17 protein-coding genes and 3 pseudogenes are annotated in these 16571 nt (G+C 67.7%); 14 read left to right on the forward strand and 6 right to left on the reverse strand.

Features of this window, described 5'->3' with window-relative positions; all coding sequences use genetic code 11:
* Positions 1–152: 152 nt before the first annotated feature.
* Positions 153–1358 (reverse strand): NAD(P)/FAD-dependent oxidoreductase, encoded by a 1206-nt coding sequence (locus GAS53_RS45790; protein WP_151483717.1) that lies wholly within the window; start codon positions 1356–1358, stop codon positions 153–155.
* Positions 1359–1531: 173 nt separating this feature from the next.
* Between GAS53_RS45790 and GAS53_RS45795 the strand changes: the two genes are divergently transcribed.
* Positions 1532–1999, forward strand: a complete 468-nt coding sequence (locus GAS53_RS45795; RefSeq protein ID WP_225859513.1) for an RrF2 family transcriptional regulator — start codon at positions 1532–1534, stop codon at positions 1997–1999.
* Positions 2000–2058: 59 nt separating this feature from the next.
* On the opposite strand, the gene GAS53_RS45800 is transcribed toward GAS53_RS45795, so the two are convergent.
* Positions 2059–2787, reverse strand: a complete 729-nt coding sequence (locus tag GAS53_RS45800; RefSeq protein WP_225859514.1) for an alpha/beta fold hydrolase — start codon at positions 2785–2787, stop codon at positions 2059–2061.
* A gap of 355 nt (positions 2788–3142) precedes the next feature.
* Here GAS53_RS45800 and GAS53_RS45805 point away from each other — a divergent pair, with 355 nt between their 5' ends.
* A complete protein-coding gene (locus GAS53_RS45805; RefSeq protein ID WP_151483719.1) occupies positions 3143–4012 on the forward strand; it encodes a helix-turn-helix transcriptional regulator in 870 nt (289 codons plus the stop codon).
* An 18-nt stretch (positions 4013–4030) separates the two neighbouring features.
* Here the strand turns inward: GAS53_RS45805 and GAS53_RS45810 are convergent, their stop codons facing one another.
* Positions 4031–4645, reverse strand: coding sequence for a TetR/AcrR family transcriptional regulator (locus GAS53_RS45810; protein ID WP_151483720.1), 615 nt, complete (start codon positions 4643–4645; stop codon positions 4031–4033).
* Between the two features lie 258 nt (positions 4646–4903).
* On the opposite strand from GAS53_RS45810, the gene GAS53_RS45815 reads away from it, so the two are divergent.
* Positions 4904–5125, forward strand: a complete 222-nt coding sequence (locus GAS53_RS45815; protein WP_151483721.1) for a helix-turn-helix domain-containing protein — start codon at positions 4904–4906, stop codon at positions 5123–5125.
* 66 nt (positions 5126–5191) lie between these two features.
* Here GAS53_RS45815 and GAS53_RS45820 read toward each other — a convergent pair whose 3' ends face one another.
* Positions 5192–5521, reverse strand: a complete 330-nt coding sequence (locus GAS53_RS45820; RefSeq protein WP_225859515.1) for an ArsR/SmtB family transcription factor — start codon at positions 5519–5521, stop codon at positions 5192–5194.
* A 182-nt stretch (positions 5522–5703) separates the two neighbouring features.
* On the opposite strand from GAS53_RS45820, the gene GAS53_RS45825 reads away from it, so the two are divergent.
* The 6 genes and pseudogenes from GAS53_RS45825 to GAS53_RS58855 all read left to right on the forward strand — a co-directional run.
* On the forward strand, positions 5704–6177 hold the full coding sequence (locus tag GAS53_RS45825; protein WP_151483723.1) for a carboxymuconolactone decarboxylase family protein: 474 nt from the start codon (positions 5704–5706) through the stop codon (positions 6175–6177).
* 293 nt (positions 6178–6470) lie between these two features.
* A complete protein-coding gene (locus tag GAS53_RS45830) occupies positions 6471–7229 on the forward strand; it encodes an SDR family NAD(P)-dependent oxidoreductase (protein ID WP_225859516.1) in 759 nt (252 codons plus the stop codon).
* A gap of 121 nt (positions 7230–7350) precedes the next feature.
* Positions 7351–7833 (forward strand): cupin domain-containing protein, encoded by a 483-nt coding sequence (locus tag GAS53_RS45835; RefSeq protein ID WP_192583574.1) that lies wholly within the window; start codon positions 7351–7353, stop codon positions 7831–7833.
* Positions 7834–7980: 147 nt separating this feature from the next.
* A complete protein-coding gene (locus GAS53_RS57175; RefSeq protein WP_225859517.1) occupies positions 7981–8103 on the forward strand; it encodes an aldehyde dehydrogenase family protein in 123 nt (40 codons plus the stop codon).
* Positions 8104–8232: 129 nt separating this feature from the next.
* Positions 8233–8295: pseudogene (locus GAS53_RS58850) on the forward strand (hypothetical protein); the annotation flags it as partial.
* A gap of 61 nt (positions 8296–8356) precedes the next feature.
* Positions 8357–8461: pseudogene (locus GAS53_RS58855) on the forward strand (aldehyde dehydrogenase family protein); the annotation flags it as partial.
* A 45-nt stretch (positions 8462–8506) separates the two neighbouring features.
* On the opposite strand, the gene GAS53_RS45845 reads toward GAS53_RS58855, so the two are convergent.
* Both GAS53_RS45845 and GAS53_RS45850 read right to left on the reverse strand, forming a co-directional pair.
* Complete coding sequence (locus GAS53_RS45845; RefSeq protein WP_151483725.1) at positions 8507–9100, reverse strand: DUF5134 domain-containing protein; 594 nt, start codon at positions 9098–9100, stop codon at positions 8507–8509.
* 71 nt (positions 9101–9171) lie between these two features.
* On the reverse strand, positions 9172–9543 hold the full coding sequence (locus GAS53_RS45850) for a cupin domain-containing protein (protein WP_151483741.1): 372 nt from the start codon (positions 9541–9543) through the stop codon (positions 9172–9174).
* Between the two features lie 380 nt (positions 9544–9923).
* Between GAS53_RS45850 and GAS53_RS45855 the strand changes: the two genes are divergently transcribed.
* From GAS53_RS45855 to GAS53_RS45875, 5 genes and pseudogenes are all read left to right on the forward strand, one after another.
* A complete protein-coding gene (locus GAS53_RS45855; protein WP_151483726.1) occupies positions 9924–10664 on the forward strand; it encodes an SDR family oxidoreductase in 741 nt (246 codons plus the stop codon).
* 57 nt (positions 10665–10721) lie between these two features.
* A complete protein-coding gene (aceE, locus tag GAS53_RS45860; RefSeq protein ID WP_151483727.1) occupies positions 10722–13418 on the forward strand; it encodes a pyruvate dehydrogenase (acetyl-transferring), homodimeric type in 2697 nt (898 codons plus the stop codon).
* 12 nt (positions 13419–13430) lie between these two features.
* A pseudogene (locus tag GAS53_RS45865) lies at positions 13431–14768 on the forward strand (2-oxo acid dehydrogenase subunit E2); the annotation flags it as partial.
* A 150-nt stretch (positions 14769–14918) separates the two neighbouring features.
* The gene (locus tag GAS53_RS45870; RefSeq protein WP_225859519.1) at positions 14919–15677 is read left to right on the forward strand and encodes a class I SAM-dependent methyltransferase; all 759 of its coding nucleotides are present in this window, start codon (positions 14919–14921) and stop codon (positions 15675–15677) included.
* A 325-nt stretch (positions 15678–16002) separates the two neighbouring features.
* Entirely contained in the window at positions 16003–16500 is a 498-nt protein-coding gene (locus GAS53_RS45875; RefSeq protein WP_151483730.1) for an Ohr family peroxiredoxin, read from the forward strand.
* Positions 16501–16571: the final 71 nt, after the last annotated feature.

The following is a 16571-nucleotide window of genomic DNA, read 5'->3' on the forward strand; positions in this document are numbered from 1 at the left end:
TGCCCATGCGGCTGATCTCCGGCGACTAATAACCCCCATGAGGGCCCACCTTTCTCACCACGGCGCCGAATCGGATTCCGTTTCGCAACTAGGACCGGACGACCACCCGATCTGTGACACCGCCGACCGGGCTTTCGGGCTGTGGCCGGCTGTCAGCCGTTGGAGAAGCGGCCGGCCTGGGCGAGGATCTGCTCCGGGTCGTCGGTCGGCGGGTAGATCCAGAGGGCGTTGATGTTCTGCTTGAGGGTCTTGGCCTCCGGCCCGGTCAGCGCGATCTTGCGGTCCCAGCCTTCCGTGAAGACGGCGCCGGCCGCACCGAGGTCCAGGCAGGTGGTGTAGGGGTCGGGGCTGAAGGGCAGCAGGGCGTTGCCCAGGAGGTCGGCCGCCACGTTGTGACCGGCGAACTTCCCCATCGGCAGGGCATGCTGGCAGGACTGCGTCGTGGTGTGCCCGTCCTCGGCGGGGGCGAGTGCGGTGTCGCCGGCCGCGTAGACGTCGGCCACTCCGATCACCCGCAGGTGTTCGTCCACACGCAGCCGCCCCAGTCGGTCGCGCTCCCCGGGGACCTGGGCGGTGAGGGGGCTCGCGGCCATACCGGCCGTCCACACGACGGTTGCCGCGGGGATCACTTCGCCGTCCGAGAGGGTGACGTCCTGGCGGGTCACCGATGCCACGGTGTACCCGAGGCGTCGTTCGATCTTCAGTTCGTCGATCGCGTCGATGATGGTGGGGCGCGGGCCCGGGCCGAGTTCCGGACCCACGACGTCGGCGCGGTCGACCAGAACCACCCGGACGTCTTCGGCTGCGCCCTCGCGGTCGGCGATCGCGTGCAGCCGTTCGCCCAGCGCGGTGGCGATCTCCAGACCGGTGAAGCCGGCACCGACCACGACGGCCGTGTAGCGGCCCAGGGACGGCGCCTGGCCGGGCAGCCGCCGCAGGTGGTGGTCGAGTGCGGCCGCCGTAGGGAGGGTGTCGACGTCGAAGATGTCCTGCGAGCCCGGGATGTCGGGCCGGACCAGCCGACTGCCCGTGGCCAGTACCAACTTGTCGTAGGCCAGGTCCAGTTCCTCACCATCGCGCCCAATGGCCCGTACGGTGTGCGCCTCGGTGTCGATCCCCGTGACGGTCGCTGTCACGCGACGTACGCCGATCGGGCCGAGAACGCGGTCGAGAGCGACCCGCATGCCGTCCGGGGCGTCCTCGTACAGGCGGGGGCGGATGACCAGGTCATCGCCGCCGCTGACCAGTGTCACCCGTAGTTCGTCGCCGGCGCCGCCTGCCTCACGGGCGGCGCGTACGACTCCTGCCGCGCTCCACACGCCTGCGAAGCCGCCGCCGATGATCAGGACATCCTTCATGAACTTCTCCGTTTTCGAAGCCGAAGTGATGAGCCAGTGCTCCGTGAGCAGGGGCTGCCTGCTGCGGTGGCCTCCCACGGGGCCCGCACCACTTATTCTGGACACTACATATCCTGGATATTGAGTGTCAAGATTTTTTTGGGCTTCGATCCTGGACATGTAATGTCCGTAATATGCGAATGGCTAAAGGTGTCGAGTGGGCTCTGCACACACTGCTGAACCTGGACATGATCGGCGGCGGCCCGGTAGGCAGCGGCCAGCTTGCCGAGGCCCACGGCCTCTCGGCCTCCTACCTCAACAAGCAACTGCAGCAACTCGCCCGAGCCGGGCTCGTGGTCTCCGTGCCCGGGCCGCGCGGAGGATTCCGCCTGGCCAGACCCCTTGAGGCCATCACCCTCCTGGATGTGGTCGAGGCCATCGAGGGAAGCACCCAGCTCTTTCACTGCACCGAAATCCGCTGCTGCGGCAAGATCGGCGAACTGTCGCCGCCGCCGACAGATACATGTGCCGTCAACGCGGCCATGCGCCGGGCGGAAGAGGCGTGGCGCCAGGCCCTCGCCGCCCAGTGTCTTGCCGATATCAGGGGGGAGTTGGACCGCGTCCCGATGGTGCGGCAGGTAGTGCGCACGGTGCTGGAGTGAGCGGCGTGGAGGCACCGGCCCTTGTCGCAGCCTCCGGGACCACTCGCCTCACCGCGCGCCTACTTGGGCCGACTCCAGTGCGCCTCAAGGGCCGTGGCGACCTCGGCCGGCTTCTGCAGCACGGTCCAGTGGTTGCAGTCGAGCCTCAGTACCTGGGACGCCCGCATGGCGGGGCCGAGCTTTTCGCCGAACTCGATCGGGACGGCAGGGTCGAGCGCTCCCCAGAACACCAGGGCCGGCGCGGACACGTTCGCCAGGGCCGGCTCCCACTCCGCCCCCACGGTGACCGCGGAGCGGTAGAGCTTGAGGATGCTGCTCTTCATCGGTCTGTCCACATGACTGACCATCTCCTCGGCCGGCTCGGCAGGGACGTCGAAGCCGACCATCAGGTCGTTGGCGAAGGACTTGGGCTCCAGCTCGTTCATGAACCGGTCGCCCTCGACCTGGTCCTGCCAGATCTTGGCCAGGGGATGCCAGACGTACTCGGCACTGATCGGACCGTTGCCGCCCGCCCAGGTTCGGACCAGGTCGGGACGCAGGGAAGCGATGCGGGCGGTGAAGATGCAGCCCCAGTCGTGGCCGACCAGGTCCACCGGCTCGCCGACCTGCTCCAGCCGATCGATGAGCCAGTCGACGTACTCCTCCTTGGTGGAGCCGAAGCCGGACGGCAGCGCTGCTCCGAAGCCGGGCAGGTCCCAGGCCTCCACGTCACCGCGGGTCAGATGCTGGCGAACGCCGTCCCATACGCGATGGGTGTCAGGGACGCCGTGGATCAAGATTGCTGGCACGGTCGGGTCCTTCACGGTAGAGGTCTCTGGGCAGAGACGAAACGACTGGCTCCTGGTGCCGCAGCCGCGCACATCCGTGGAAACAGAAAAAGGAAATCCAGCGACACAGCGGCGTCGCGGCATGTGGCGTCCGGCCCGACGCCGGCAACACCGCGGATATGCAACCATGTATCCAGGAGGGCACAACGAACATACCGTGTGAGACAACACCTTGTCACACGGGTCGTGATTGCCCTGGGCCCGGTCGGCCACCTCCGTCGGCCGGCAGCCGTTGGCATGCTCTGGTTCACGCTCGCGGCTGTCCGGCAGCCGGTGCCTCAGGAAGTTCTTCCTTGGACGAACAGGACAAGCACCAGTGAACAGAGCCGAATTGGCGGCCTTCCTCAGAACACGGCGCGAGGCCCTTCAGCCTGAGGACGTCGGACTGCCACGCGGACGGCGCCGACGGACCGGCGGACTGCGTCGGGAGGAAGTCGCCGCCCTGAGCGACATGTCGGTCGACTACTACAGCAGGATCGAACAACCGCGAGGGCCCAATCCTTCGGAACAGATGCTTGCCGCCATCGCCCGTGGTCTGCGTCTGTCCCTCGAGGAGAGGGATTATCTGTTCCAGCTCGCCGGTCACGCCGTTCCCCAGCGAGTGCGGCTCGACGATCACATCAGCCCCGGGATGATGCGCATCCTCGACCGGCTCGAAGACACTCCCGCCCAGGTGGTCAACCACCTGGGCGAGACGCTGAAGCAGACGCCCATGGCAGTCGAGCTGTTGGGTGACGAGACCGCTTTCACCGGACGGGCCCGCAGTCTGCATTACCGGTGGTTCACCGATCCCGCCACCCGGCTGATCCATCCCGAGAGCGACCACGCCGAACAGAGCCGCCTGCTGGTGGCAGATCTCCATGGCGCGTATGCGCGGGACGGCAGTGACTCGCGCACCGCCGACCTCGTCGCGGCCCTGCAGGAAGCCAGCCCTGAATTCGCCGCGCTCTGGCGCGAACACCCGGTCCTCGGACCGTACTGTGCGCCCGTCCGCCTCCGGCACCCGAAGCTGGGGCCGTTGGAGCTGCACTGCCAGACGCTCGTCGACCCCGACCAGTCGCAGCGACTGCAGGTGTTCACCGCGGCACCGGGCACGGAGAGCCATGCGAGCCTTCAGCTCCTGTCCGTCCTCGGCAACGCACAGCCGAGATCAGCAGCCGCGGAAGCCGGACTCGGCCGGTCATGAGGCCGAGCACCTATCGGGTCATGGGTGAGCCATGGCGACGGGCTGGGACGGCGCCGCGTAGTCCGGGACGGCCAGACCGTCGACAAACAGGTGAAGCAGACGCGGCTCCATCTCGTCCGCAACCTGCCAGGTGACCCCTGGCAGCGGCCGGCCGAGCTGGGCCATCACTGCCAGCACCTCCCCCGCGCTCACATCGTTGCGCACCTGCCCTGCCCGCTGAGCCCGCCCGAGAGGTCGCCTTATCGCGGCCACCACGCGGGCTCGTGCGCTGTCAGCGGCCTGGCCCGGCAGGCCGAACAGGGCAGCCGGCCGCTCACGGGCCACCACCTGCAAAAAGCCCCGCAACTCCATGAAGGGATCACTACCGGGCACCTGTGATTCCGCAGCCGACACCGCGGTGGCAATACTGTCCGCGACGTCGGCCAACAACTCCTCACGGCCGTCGTAGTGCCGGTACAGCGTCGCATTGCTGACACCTGCCAGACGGGCGATGCGGTCCAGCGACACGTCTGGTCCCAGTTGAGCGAACAGGTCCCTGGCGGCCGCAAGAATCCGGCAGCGATTGCGCACCGCGTCCGCCCGAGCCCCACGGCGGCGCATGCCGCACCCCGGCTGCACCCTGTCCGCCACCATGACCAACTCCACCCGCTCGCCGACGCAATGAGGTCGGCGCCGACCCAAACCGGCACGCCGGTGTCGTCGCCCGGACCTCAGCAGGCCGGAATCCGCCCCTGCCCAACGAATGACCGGGTGACCGCAGGAGCCGTGACACTGCCGCCGGCGGTCTCGGCGAAGTCCGGCGCGGCCCGCGCCCCGTAAGGGGCGCGGGGCTGCGACATTTACGGCTCCGCCGCGTGGGCGCGACCGCGGGACAACGCCGATGTGGCCGCGATGGCCCGAATGGCCGGCAGCCCAGAAGATCTGGAAACTCTGGACGCCTACTGCGTCACCGGATCCCTGCGCCGGGCCGTCGGCCTTCTCCACCTGCACCACAGCAGCGTCGCCCGCCGACTCGAACAGACCGGAATGACCCTGGGCATCGAACTCACCGAGCCCACCGGACTGATACGGGCCACGCTCGCCCTCACCGCATGGCGGCTGCTCAACGACTGACGAAGATCTGCCTCGTCTGAACCCGAGCTGATCGGTGCCCGACGCCGAGCTCACCGGCACAGGCGCTCACCCCACCACCTCGTCCTCGTCTTCGTCGCCCACCGTCACGTGTGCGCCGACGCCGTCGGCAACGGCCGCTGACAGCAGGGCCGGCACCAGTCCGGGGAACCGGGCCTCAAGGCTGTCGCGGCGCAAGGTCACAAAGCAGCGGGTGCCTTCCTGGCGAGTCTGCGTGACACCCGCCTCACGCAGCACCTTGAGGTGATGGCTCAGGGTGGACTTGGCGACCGGGGCCCGCAACTCCCCCCACCCGCGCTCGGCGCCGTCGGACAAGACCCGGACGATACCGAGCCGCGTCGGGTCACTGAGCGCGCCAAGCAGGCGCGGCAAGGTCATCTCACCTGCGGAAGGGGGTGACGAGAGGGCCGGCATGGGAACGAGACTACCCCTTTGTTCGGTACCTGGCGAACATCAGAATCCAGACCACTGAGACGCACGTCACACCCGGCTTCCTGTCACACATTGTCAGGTCAACCCGGTCAGTAGTGTGTATCCGCAACACGGGCAAGGAGATCACCGTGGAATCGCGTCTCAACTACTTCGGCCACCCCTTCGCGGGAAAGGTGCTGAAGCACATCAACTCGGCCAGCAAGGTGGTTTCGGACTCAACGCTGCCGACCACGGTCCAGGAACTGGTGAAGATTCGCTCCAGCCAGATCAACGGCTGCGGCTTCTGCACCGACATGCACACCAAGGATGCCGCGCACGCCGGGGAGACCGCGCAGCGCCTCAACCTGGTCGCGGCGTGGCGGGAGGCCACGGTCTTCACCGAAGCCGAGCGCGCCGCCCTGGAGCTGACGGAGCAGGGCACCCGCATCGCCGACGCGGCCGGCGGGGTCAGCGATGAGGCCTGGGCGAACGCCGTCAAACACTTCGACGAGGAGCAGCTCATCGCCCTGATCTCGCAGATCGCCGTGATCAACGCCTACAACCGCATCAACGTCATCAACCAGCAGCCCGCCGGGAGCTACCAGCCTGGCCAGTTCGGCTAGCCGACAACTGCCGGGCCGGGCACGCACGGTCCGTCTCCGCGTCGCCCCGACCTACGGCGCGGAGACGGACTACCGGCGTAAACCGGTTTGGCCGAACCGTGCGGCCGACTCCGCCGCCCCGGCGCTGAGACTGCGATGATCAGGCTCCGGCCATGCCAGGTGCCGCGCAGCCCCGTCGCGCCCAATACCCGGAACGACGCCTTCCAGCGCGTAACACATCTTCTCACACGATGGCACACGCAGACCTCTGGTACTTTGTTCTATGTCCTACGAACATCGAACAAAGGAAGCCCGTGTCCACACACCCTCTTTTCACGGACCGCGTCGCCATCGTCACAGGGGCAGGATCGGGTATCGGCCGCGCCACCTCGATCGCCCTGGCCGAGTCGGGGGCACGCGTCCTCGGCGTGGGACGCCGGAAGGAAGCCCTCGAGGAGACGGCTCGCGCCCACTCCAACATCGCGACCCTGCCGCTCGACATCTGCGAGGAGGGCGCCGCGGACACGGTCGTGGCCACCGCAGCGGAGTGGTGGGGCCGGCTCGACGTGCTCGTGAACAACGCCGGCACCACTGCCGTGATGCCTCTCTCGGAGACGGACCGAGCAGTGATCACCAGCCTGTTCGAGCTCAACGTGACAGCCCCGAGCCTGCTCGCCCACGCGGCCCTGCCGCACCTGCGCGAGTCGTCGGGTTCCATCGTCAACGTCTCCAGCACCTACGGCCACCGCCCCATGGCCGGAGGAGCCCATTACGCCGCCACCAAGAGCGCCCTGGAGCAACTGACGCGGAGCTGGGCACTCGAGCTCGCGTCGGACGGGGTGCGGGTGAACGCGATCGCACCCGGCCCCACCGAGACCGATGTCCTGGCCGCGGCGGGCCTGTCCCAGGAAACCATCGACGAGATGCTCGCCCATGAGCGCGGCCGCATCCCCACGGGCCGTCTCGGTGACCCGAAGGACATCGCGGACTGGATCCTGCGCATCGCCGACCCCCGGGGTGCGCACATCACCGGTCAGGTGCTGACGGTCGACGGAGGACTCGAACTCGCCTGACCTCCCGCGCAGTCAACTGGTGCGGGTCCGCCTGACCGGCGGTTTGCGACCGCAGAAGTGGTCCGCGTATGCCCCCATCAGCGCGTCATTGCGCTTCCAACGTAGAGAAGGGATGGTGTCCATGTCGTACCCCAAGCAGGTGTACACGGGAGATACCGGCGAGATCAACGCGAATTTCCGGCCGGCGAACACTCCGCCGAATGTCGGCACTGCCGGCAAGGACGCCATTCACTACCTGGCGTCCACAACCACCACGCGAGGCGAATTCGGGCTCTACCGAGTCGAGATGAGCGCGAAGGCGGGTGGCCCGAAGACCCATTTCCACAAGACCATCTCGGAGTCCTTCTTCATCCTCAGCGGCACCGTTCGTCTCTTCGACGGCGCACAGTGGGTCGACGCCCAGCAGGGCGACTTCCTGCATGTGCCGCAGGGCGGACTGCACGCCTTCCGCAACGACTCCGACGCGCCGGCTGAAATGCTCCTGCTCTTCACGCCCGGAGCACCGCGTGAAGCGTACTTCGAGGGGCTTTCACAACTGGCTCATGCCACGGACGAGGAGCGCGCCGGATTCTTCGACGAGCACGACTCGTACTTCGTGGAGTGACGGCGATCACGACACAAGTTGTACATGGATACCGGCCGGGACATGGTGTCTTCTCGGATCCATGAAGACCTCGACAGACCTGGTCTTCCCGGCCCCCGCGCACTGGATTGACGGGCGCGCGGTGCCGTGGACGGCCCGGTCCTCAATGTGATCAACCCTGTGACCGGCGGGATCGTGGCATCGGTCCCCCACGGCACGGTCGAGGATGTCGACCGTGCGGTGAGGGCAGCCACCAGGGCCGGTCCAGGAGAATTCCTCTGCCGCCGCTGACGGCGCGGATCTTCGCGGCGATCACGGCCGAGGCGGGTCTCCCGCCGGGTGTGCTGAACGTCGTGCACGGCACGGGGCCCCTTAGAACTCGGAGGCAAGGCGGCCCACGTCGTTCTCCCCAAGGCCGACCTGCGGGAGGCTGTCGGGCGGGGTCTTGCCTACGCCTGGAGCAACGCCGGCCAGGCCTGCGGCGCCTGGACGCGGATGCTCGTGCCGGCCGAGTCGCACGACCAGATGGTGGACCAGGCCGCTCAACTTCCTGGCCCCTTTCGGGGGTTACAAACAGTCCGGGAACGGGCGGGAGATGGGACGTGCCGGTCTGGAGGAGTTTCTGGAGACGAAGGCCATCATCTCCTGACGCGTCGTCACAGTCCCCTGTCCTCGCCCCACGTTGGGGAGACTGTCATCGATGCATGAGGAGCATCACGACCGTCCCAAGGTGCGTCGCACCCTCCCAGAAGTGGCCGTAGAGCTCTCTGATGGCAGGGGTGTGCGGGTTGCCCGTGTTCCGTCGCAGCCCCGGCATGTCGCGTGTGAGCGACCGGAGGGCGCAGACAAGGAGGTACAGCGCCAGCATCCCGACGCCTGCGTCGTGGGGTGCTGGTTCTCCCATGGCGTGACCGGCGTGGGCGGCCGGAGTCTGGTGTCCCGGACTCGCCGTCGAGCAGGCCATCCAGGTCATCGCGGCCATGCCACCGGCGGACGAGAGACTCCGTGCCGCCGCGCTCAGTCGCAGCCCGCGACGCCGACTCAGCGCGGACAGGGGAAACCACAGTGCCGCGGCCGCGAAGAAGACGGCTTGCGCCCTCGCAGGCACCCAAGCACCCCAGCTCCACGGCATGACGCACATGGCCACCGCCATGACGGTGTGCAGGAGACCGTCAATCCGAGTACGCCACCCGGAGCTCCGTGGCAGGACACGGTGTCGCAGCTCATGGATGGCTGCGGCCGCGAACAGCACCGTCAGCATGAACCACACGACGTCAGTGCCGCTCATGCTTCCCGTGCCCTCCCACGGAGCGGGTCCGCTTCGGTCGGAACCGACCTGCCTGACGAGAAATGCGCAGATCAGCCCACAGGACGCGGAGCACGCAGGTGGGCCCGCTGCGCCAGCTCCTCCTCGTCGACGAGCGTGAGCATCGGCTGCCCCGGCGCACACAGCATGGTCACGACGAACCGGCAGCGCGCGTCCGTTCGGGCGTTGCCGTCCTGGTAATGGATCACGTCGCCGCCCGGCTCCCAGAACGTCTCACCGGCCTTGACCACGCGCTCCGGCTGTCCCTCCAGCTCAAAGCGAACCTCGCCCTCGAGCACGTACCCGAAGGCCGGCCCCGAGTGGCGGTGCGGAGGAGTGCCGGGGTCACCGGGCTCCCACTCGACGTAGATGGTCATGCCCGAGGCACCCTCGGGGACGATGAGCGGCTCTGTGTCCTGCAGCATCGTCGCCGCGGTCTTCCACGTCTCGGAACGCGGCTTGTCGTCGGTCTCGCTCACTGAGTCCTTGGTTGACACGGTGTTGCACCTCCGTAGTTGTTGCCCTGCATGGGCAGATGACCGTGTGCCGCCGGGTGGCGAGGGCGGTGTACCAGCCCTTCTCGCTCGGCGGTGCCGGCGTTCGCGCATTTCGGCTGCTCACGCGGCTTCCTGAACTGGAAGACCGCGTAGACCCCGCTTCTGTGACAGAGGTCGCGGCTCCAGTGACACTGCTCCGCTCGGTGTCACAACAGCGGCTCCAGTTTTGTCGTATGTAGTGCACGTGGCCGACTTCGCCGTCGCCCAGGCACACGGGGTCAGTGGCCCCTCGATGGGAAGGGACCCAGATGAGAGTCGTTGTCGCAGGAGCCACCGGGCTGATCGGCTCCAAGACGGTTGCCAGGCTCCGTGACCATGGTGTGGAGGTCGTGCCCGTTTCCCGGCGCCATGGTGTTGACGTGATCACGGGGAACGGTCTCGAAGAGGCCCTGCGCGGCGCCGAGGTGGTGGTGGACGTCACCGATGCGCCTGCGCGCACTGAAGAGGCCGGTCTGCCGTTCTTCCGTACCGCCACCGCCAACCTCCTCGCCGAGGCGGCCTCGGCAGGCGTCGAGCATCACGTGGTCCTGTCGATGGTGGGAGCCGAACGGCTGCGGTCCGGGTACTTCCGCGCGAAAGTGCTGCAGGAGGACCGAGTACGGCGCTCTCCGATCCCGCACTCGATCGTGCGTGCCGGGCTGTCCTTCGAATCCATCGAGGCCATCGCGCTGGCGGACACACACCGGAGCGAGGTGCGCGTCGCGCCGGCTCTGGTACACCCCATAGCGACGGACGACGTCGCTGCCGCGGTCGCGCATGTCGCTGTGGGACTCCCGCTGTTCGACACGATCGAGGTGGCCGGCCCCGAGGAGTACCGCCTCGACGACCTCACGGCCAAGCTCCTGGCGGCCCGGGGGGACACGCGGGGCGTCGTCACCGATGCGCACGCCGGGCTGTTCGCCGCCGAACTGACGGAACGCACGCTTCTGCCCGCCCCGCACGCCCGCATGGGTCACACGACGTTCAGTGAGTGGCTGGCGCAGCGCTGACACGTGCCCGCGGCCACCGTCCGCCCTCCCCTCCCCCGCCTTGACAGGAAGGCTGCAATGAGTGATCCGACTCGGCCCACAGAGTCCTCTGCGACGAGTGAGCTCGACCAGCTACCCGACCGTGACGTCGAGGAGACGCAGGAATGGCAGGCATCACTCGACGCTGTCATCAGGCATGCCGGACCCGAACGCGCGGTGTACTTGCTGCGGCGCGCGCATGAGTACGCAGCCAGGTCCGGAGTGACGCTGCCGGGGCTTCTCTCCTCGGACTACATCAACACGATCCCGGCGTCGTCCCAGCCGGTCTTCCCGGGCGACATCGCCATGGAGTCCCGTATCACCGCACTGAACAGGTGGAACGCGGCCGCGATGGTGACCCGCGGTTCGCGCCTGAATCTCGGCGGCCATATCTCGACCTACGCCTCGGCGGCATGGCTCTATGAGATCGGGTTCAATCACTTCTTCAAGGGCAAGGACGGGGACGGCTCCGGGGATCAGCTGTACCTGCAGGGGCATGCCTCACCCGGCATCTACGCGCGGGTGTTCCTGGAAGGCCGGCTGCGCGAGGAGCAGTTGGACGGTTTCCGGCGCGAGGCCGACGGTCACGGCCTGCCGTCCTACCCGCACCCCCGGCGCCTGCCGTGGCTGTGGGAGTTTCCGACCGTGTCCATGGGACTCGGCCCTCTCGCCGCCATCTACCAGGCCAGATTCAACCGTTATCTGCAGGACAGGGGCATCAAGGACACATCCGGGTCACGTGTTTGGGCCTTCCTCGGGGACGGGGAAATGGACGAGCCGGAGTCGACGGCCGCGTTGGCGCTCGCCGCCCGCGAGGGTCTCGACAACCTCACCTTCGTCGTCAACTGCAATCTGCAGCGCCTGGACGGTCCGGTACGGTCGAATTCCAAGATCGTTCAGGAACTCGAGACCCGATTCCGCGGCGCGGGCTGGCACGTGGTGAAGTCCCTCTGGGGCGAGGCCTGGGACGCCGTGCTGCAGCAGGACACCGAGGGGGCCCTCGTCCGCCGCCTCGGCGAGGTGCCCGACGCCCAGTTGCAGACGTACGCCGCGCGGGACGCCGCCTACATACGGAAGCACTTCTTCACCGGCGACGCGCTGTCCGGCATCGCCGCGGGGCTGGGTGACGCCCAGCTCACCCAGCTGTTCGAGAACTCCCGGGGCGGACACGAGCCGCTCAAGGTCTACGCCGCCTACCGGGCCGCGGTCGAGCACCGGGGGCAGCCGACCGTCGTCCTCGCCCAGACGGTGAAGGGACACACGCTGGGCAGGGATTTCGAGTCGCGCAACGCCAACCATCAGATGAAGAAGCTGACCATGGCGCAGTTCCGTCAGATGCGTGACGCGCTGGAGCTTCCCATCCCCGACAGCGCGCTGAGCGGGGACCTGGTGCCGTACTGGCACCCTGGTGAGGGTTCCGAAGAGGTGCAGTACCTCCGTGACCGGCGCACCGCTCTGGGCGGGCCCGCTCCGGTACGGAAGGTGGTTGCCAAGCCACTGGATCAGCCGCCGTCCGGCCCCTTCGAAGCCCTGGAAAAGGGCTTCGGCAAACAAGAGGTGGCCACCACCATGGCACTCGTCCGCCTGGTCAAGGACCTGATGCGCGGCAAGGAGACGGGGCAGCGCTGGGTGCCGATCATCCCCGACGAAGCCCGTACCTTCGGAATGGAGTCCCTGTTCCCGACGGCCGGGATCTACTCGTCGGCCGGCCAGAACTACGAACCGGTCGACGCCGATCAGCTGCTCTACTACAGGGAGGCCAAGAACGGCCAGCTCATCGACGAAGGCATCACCGAGGCCGGTTCCATGGCCGAGTTCACCGCCGCGGCGACCTCGTACGCCACGCACGGCGAACCCATGATCCCCTTCTACATCTTCTACGCCATGTTCGGGTTCCAGCGCACCGGCGACCAGTTCTGGGCCCTGGCGGACCAGATGGGCCGCGGCTTCGTCATCGGGGCGACGGCCGGCCGTACGACGATGACCGGCGAAGGCCTGCAGCACGCCGACGGGCATTCCCACCTGCTGGCGTCCACGAATCCGGCCGCTGTGAGCTACGACCCGGCCTTCGCGTACGAGATCGCGGTGATCGTGAGGGATGGACTCCGCCGGATGTACGGCGACCGGCCCGAAGACATCTTCTACTACCTGACGGTCTACAACGAGCCCAAACAGCAGCCGCCCATGCCCACCGGGCCATCCGTCGAGGAAGGGATCCTCCGGGGCCTGTACCGGTTCCGGCAGGCAGAGCCCCGAGACGCAGGGCCACGGATCCAGTTGCTGGCCTCCGGCACTGCCATCCACTGGGCTCTGGAGGCCCAGGACCTTCTGGCGTCCCAGTGGGGAGTCCACGCCGACGTCTGGTCAGTGACGTCCTGGACGGAGCTGCGCCGCGATGCGTTGAGTGCCGACATGGCGCGGTTGCGGGATGGCGAGGAGCGCGTCCCGTATGTGACGGCGGCTCTGTCGGGTACACAAGGGCCCGTCCTGGCGGTCAGCGACTGGATGCGGCAGGTGCCCGATCAGATCAGCCAGTGGGTCGAACAGGACTACTCGTCGCTGGGAACGGACGGCTTCGGGCTGTCGGACACCCGTGATGCCGTGCGCCGCTATTTCCGAGTGGACGCCGAGTCGATCGTCGTCGCCGCCCTGGACCAGTTGGCGCGGGCCGGCGCAGTCGACCCGGCGACGGTTGTCCAAGCCCGCGACCGCTACGACCGGCATACAGATGTGTGAAGAGGAACCCAAGCCATGACAGTTTCCGTAACCCTGCCGGCCCTCGGTGAAAGCGTCGTCGAAGGCGTGGTCACCCGCTGGCTGAAGCAGGTCGGTGAGACGGTCGAGGTCGACGAGCCTCTGCTCGAGGTCTCCACCGACAAGGTGGACACCGAGGTCCCCTCCCCGGTGTCCGGTGTGCTGCTGAAGATCGTCGTAGGTGAGGACGAGACCGCCGAAGTTGGCGCCGAGCTGGCCGTCGTCGCAAGCCCAGCCGCAACTCCGGCGGTACAGGCGGCGCCTGCAGCCCCTTCCCTTGTAGACGGGACTCCCGTCGAGCCTGCCCTTGCAACAGGCCGGCCGTCCCAACCAGAGACTCCGGCGCCGTCCGCCGCTCCCGCGCCGCCTGCCCCTCCCGCCCCAGCTCCCGTTCCCGCCCCAGCTCCCCCTCCCCCTCCGGCTCCCGCTCCCAGCAGCAGCCCGGCAGAAGACGCGTACGCTCCCCCGCCGGCGCAGAGAGCCGTCGCTGAACCCGACATCGCCCCTGCCCCACCGGCCGCGGTTACGCCGACACCTCGGAAGACTTCGCCGGAGGCGGAGGCGGAGGTGGAGGCGGAGGCGGAGGCGGAGGTGTCCTCGCTGCGCGGCCAGACCGTCCGTATGACCCGCATCCGGAAGATCATCGGCGACAACCTGAAGAAGGCCCTTCACGAGCAGGCCCAGCTGACCACGGTGGTCGAGGCCGACGTCACCAGGCTGATGCAGCTGCGCGCCCGGGCCAAGGACGCCTTCACCGCCCGCGAGGGCTTCAGTCTGTCTCCGATGCCGTTCTTCGTGAGGGCAGCGGCCCAGGCACTGAAGGCACACCCGTCCGTCAACGCCCGGATCAACGAGGGCGAAGGCACCATCACCTACTTCGACACCGAGAACATCGGCATCGCGGTCGATACCGAGAAGGGGCTGATGACTCCGGTCATCAAGGGAGGGGGAGACCTGAACATCGCCGGCATCGCGAGGGCGATCGTCGAGCTGGCCGGCAGGGCTCGCAACGGCGGCCTCACCCCGGATGACGTGACGGGTGCCACCTTCACCATTTCCAACACCGGTTCCCGCGGCGCCTTGTTCGACACGGTCATCGTTCCGCCGAACCAGGCCGCCATCCTGGGCATCGGCGCCACGGTCAAACGCCCTGCGGTCGTCGAGACCCCCGACGGGCCGGTCATCGGCATCCGCGACCTGGTGCACCTTTCGCTGTCGTACGACCACCGACTCGTCGACGGCGCGGACGCCGCCCGTTATCTGACCGCGGTGAAGGCGATTGTTGAAGCCGCGGCGTTCACCAACGAGCTACTCATCGGCACCAAGATCTGACGGAGGTCGTACGAGACAGGGCTGAGGTCGGGGGCGTGACATGCGTAGCCATGTCACGCCCCCGACGGTCGTACCAGTGAGGTGTGCCTGTCTCGAGGTAACTGTCACACCTGAGTTGCATGGCTTGTCTTGCTTGATATGCACCCTTCCATGCCAGATGTGTCCGTCGATCCTCTCGACCGGGAGCGGCAGGACGCCTATGCGATCAGTGCCGAGTTCTACGACGTCCTGCAGGCCGAGCGGGACGGGGCACGCGTACGCCGGCTGTACAGCGGCGATGTCGGGAACGCCCGTCTCGGTGTGCTGGATGTCGGCGCCGGCACCGGACTTGTCACGGTGATGAGCCTCCTGGGGTCACAGGTCCCCGTGCACGCTGTCGAGCCTTCGCGTTCCATGCGTTCCCCGCTGATGACACGCCTCGCGTCCCTGCCCGCCGGCCTGAGAACGCGGGTCACTGTGCACCCCCAGATGCTCGATGAGGCCGGACTGCACGGGGTGGCCGACGTGGCCATATGCCATAACACGATCGCCTGTCTGCGCCCGGCTTCGCGGCGTGCCCTGTGGCCGGCCATCGCCACAGCCCTGGTGCCCGGTGGTGTGCTGCTCGTCCAGCTCCCGCCCGCCCGCCTCCCCCAGTACGAGACCACGCACGACCTCCCGACCCAGAGGGTCGGCCAGCACGAGTACGGGGGACGCATGGTGACGTCGGCCGCCATGAACCGGATCCGGGCACGCTTCGACTACTGGGTACGCAACGAGGGCGGTGTGCTGCGAGAACACAACGAAACGTTCTGGATGTGGCCGGCCTCCCGTACGAAGGTGATCGGCGAACTGGAGAAGTCCGGGTTCGCCCCGCTCCCCGAGCGGGCCGATCCCGCCGTGCTGGCCGTGCGGCTCAGGCGGCGATGACGCCGGGATCGTGTGATGGCTGTGCGGCGGGCCGCACGGGAGGGTCTCCCTGCATCTGAGTGCCTTGAAGCGGCCGTGTATCGGTGGGTGTCACAACCGCGGTGACTTGTCGGTCAACCAGCTGTCCGAAACCCCGGACTTCCCCACGATGCAAAGGTGCATGCAACATGGCATTGGGCACAATTCGCTCGATGAGCTCTGCACACAGCAGGGCGCTTCGCACTCCATGTCGGCCTGACATGCCGACGCCGACGAACACCGGCCTTCCCGCATCGATGCCGGCTCCGCGCCGGGCCGTGTACTGCAACATCGACGGAGTCATGCCGTGACCGAGCAGAGTCCGTTGCCCAATCTGTCCACCGACAAGGACTTCGACGGAGAGTCCTTCGCCCCGATCTACACCACGAAGGTGACGGTGAGCGGTGGGACGGCGAGTCATGGCCGGGCCTCGGGGAGAGCACGCTCGGCCGACGGAGTCCTGGATCTCGACCTGCGTATGCCGGTCGAGCTGGGAGGAGACGGCCAGGGGACGAATCCCGAGCAACTGGTCGCCGCCGGCTTTGCCGCCTGCCTCCACGGGGCGCTGAGCCTGGTGGCGCGACAGGCCGGGCTCGATCCCGCCGCGATCTCCGTGGAGGCCACGGTGGCGTTCGGGCGGGACCCGGAAGACGGCGGCTACCTGTTGCACGTCGACCTGGCGGTCAACTGGCCGGGCATCGACCCTGAGGTCGCCTCCCCGCTTCTGGAGGCGGCCGCTTCGCTGTGCCCTTACGCGAAGATGGCCTGGCAGGGAACGCCGACAACCATCACGCTTGCTCCGTAGCCGCCGATATCGGCTGCCTGCCCAACGGGATGCCTTTCTGAGGCTGTTTCCGTAGCCGTCGTGTGGCGCCA

The organism is Streptomyces albicerus (assembly GCF_008905045.1).
In the GTDB taxonomy this organism is placed as follows: Bacteria; Actinomycetota; Actinomycetes; order Streptomycetales; family Streptomycetaceae; genus Streptomyces; species Streptomyces albicerus.

Bases quoted from the DNA above. Each gene is read 5' to 3' on its own strand.
- GAS53_RS45790 (WP_151483717.1), bottom strand. From the start codon at position 1,358: ATGAAGGATGTCCTGATCATCGGCGGCGGCTTCGCAGGCGTGTGGAGC.
- GAS53_RS45795 (WP_225859513.1), top strand. From the start codon at position 1,532: ATGCGAATGGCTAAAGGTGTCGAGTGGGCTCTGCACACACTGCTGAAC.
- GAS53_RS45810 (WP_151483720.1), bottom strand. From the start codon at position 4,645: ATGGTGGCGGACAGGGTGCAGCCGGGGTGCGGCATGCGCCGCCGTGGG.
- GAS53_RS45815 (WP_151483721.1), top strand. From the start codon at position 4,904: ATGGCCCGAATGGCCGGCAGCCCAGAAGATCTGGAAACTCTGGACGCC.
- GAS53_RS45820 (WP_225859515.1), bottom strand. From the start codon at position 5,521: ATGACCTTGCCGCGCCTGCTTGGCGCGCTCAGTGACCCGACGCGGCTC.
- GAS53_RS45835 (WP_192583574.1), top strand. From the start codon at position 7,351: ATGTCGTACCCCAAGCAGGTGTACACGGGAGATACCGGCGAGATCAAC.
- GAS53_RS45845 (WP_151483725.1), bottom strand. From the start codon at position 9,100: ATGAGCGGCACTGACGTCGTGTGGTTCATGCTGACGGTGCTGTTCGCG.
- GAS53_RS45850 (WP_151483741.1), bottom strand. From the start codon at position 9,543: ATGCTGCAGGACACAGAGCCGCTCATCGTCCCCGAGGGTGCCTCGGGC.
- GAS53_RS45855 (WP_151483726.1), top strand. From the start codon at position 9,924: ATGAGAGTCGTTGTCGCAGGAGCCACCGGGCTGATCGGCTCCAAGACG.
- aceE (WP_151483727.1), top strand. From the start codon at position 10,722: ATGAGTGATCCGACTCGGCCCACAGAGTCCTCTGCGACGAGTGAGCTC.
- GAS53_RS45870 (WP_225859519.1), top strand. From the start codon at position 14,919: ATGCCAGATGTGTCCGTCGATCCTCTCGACCGGGAGCGGCAGGACGCC.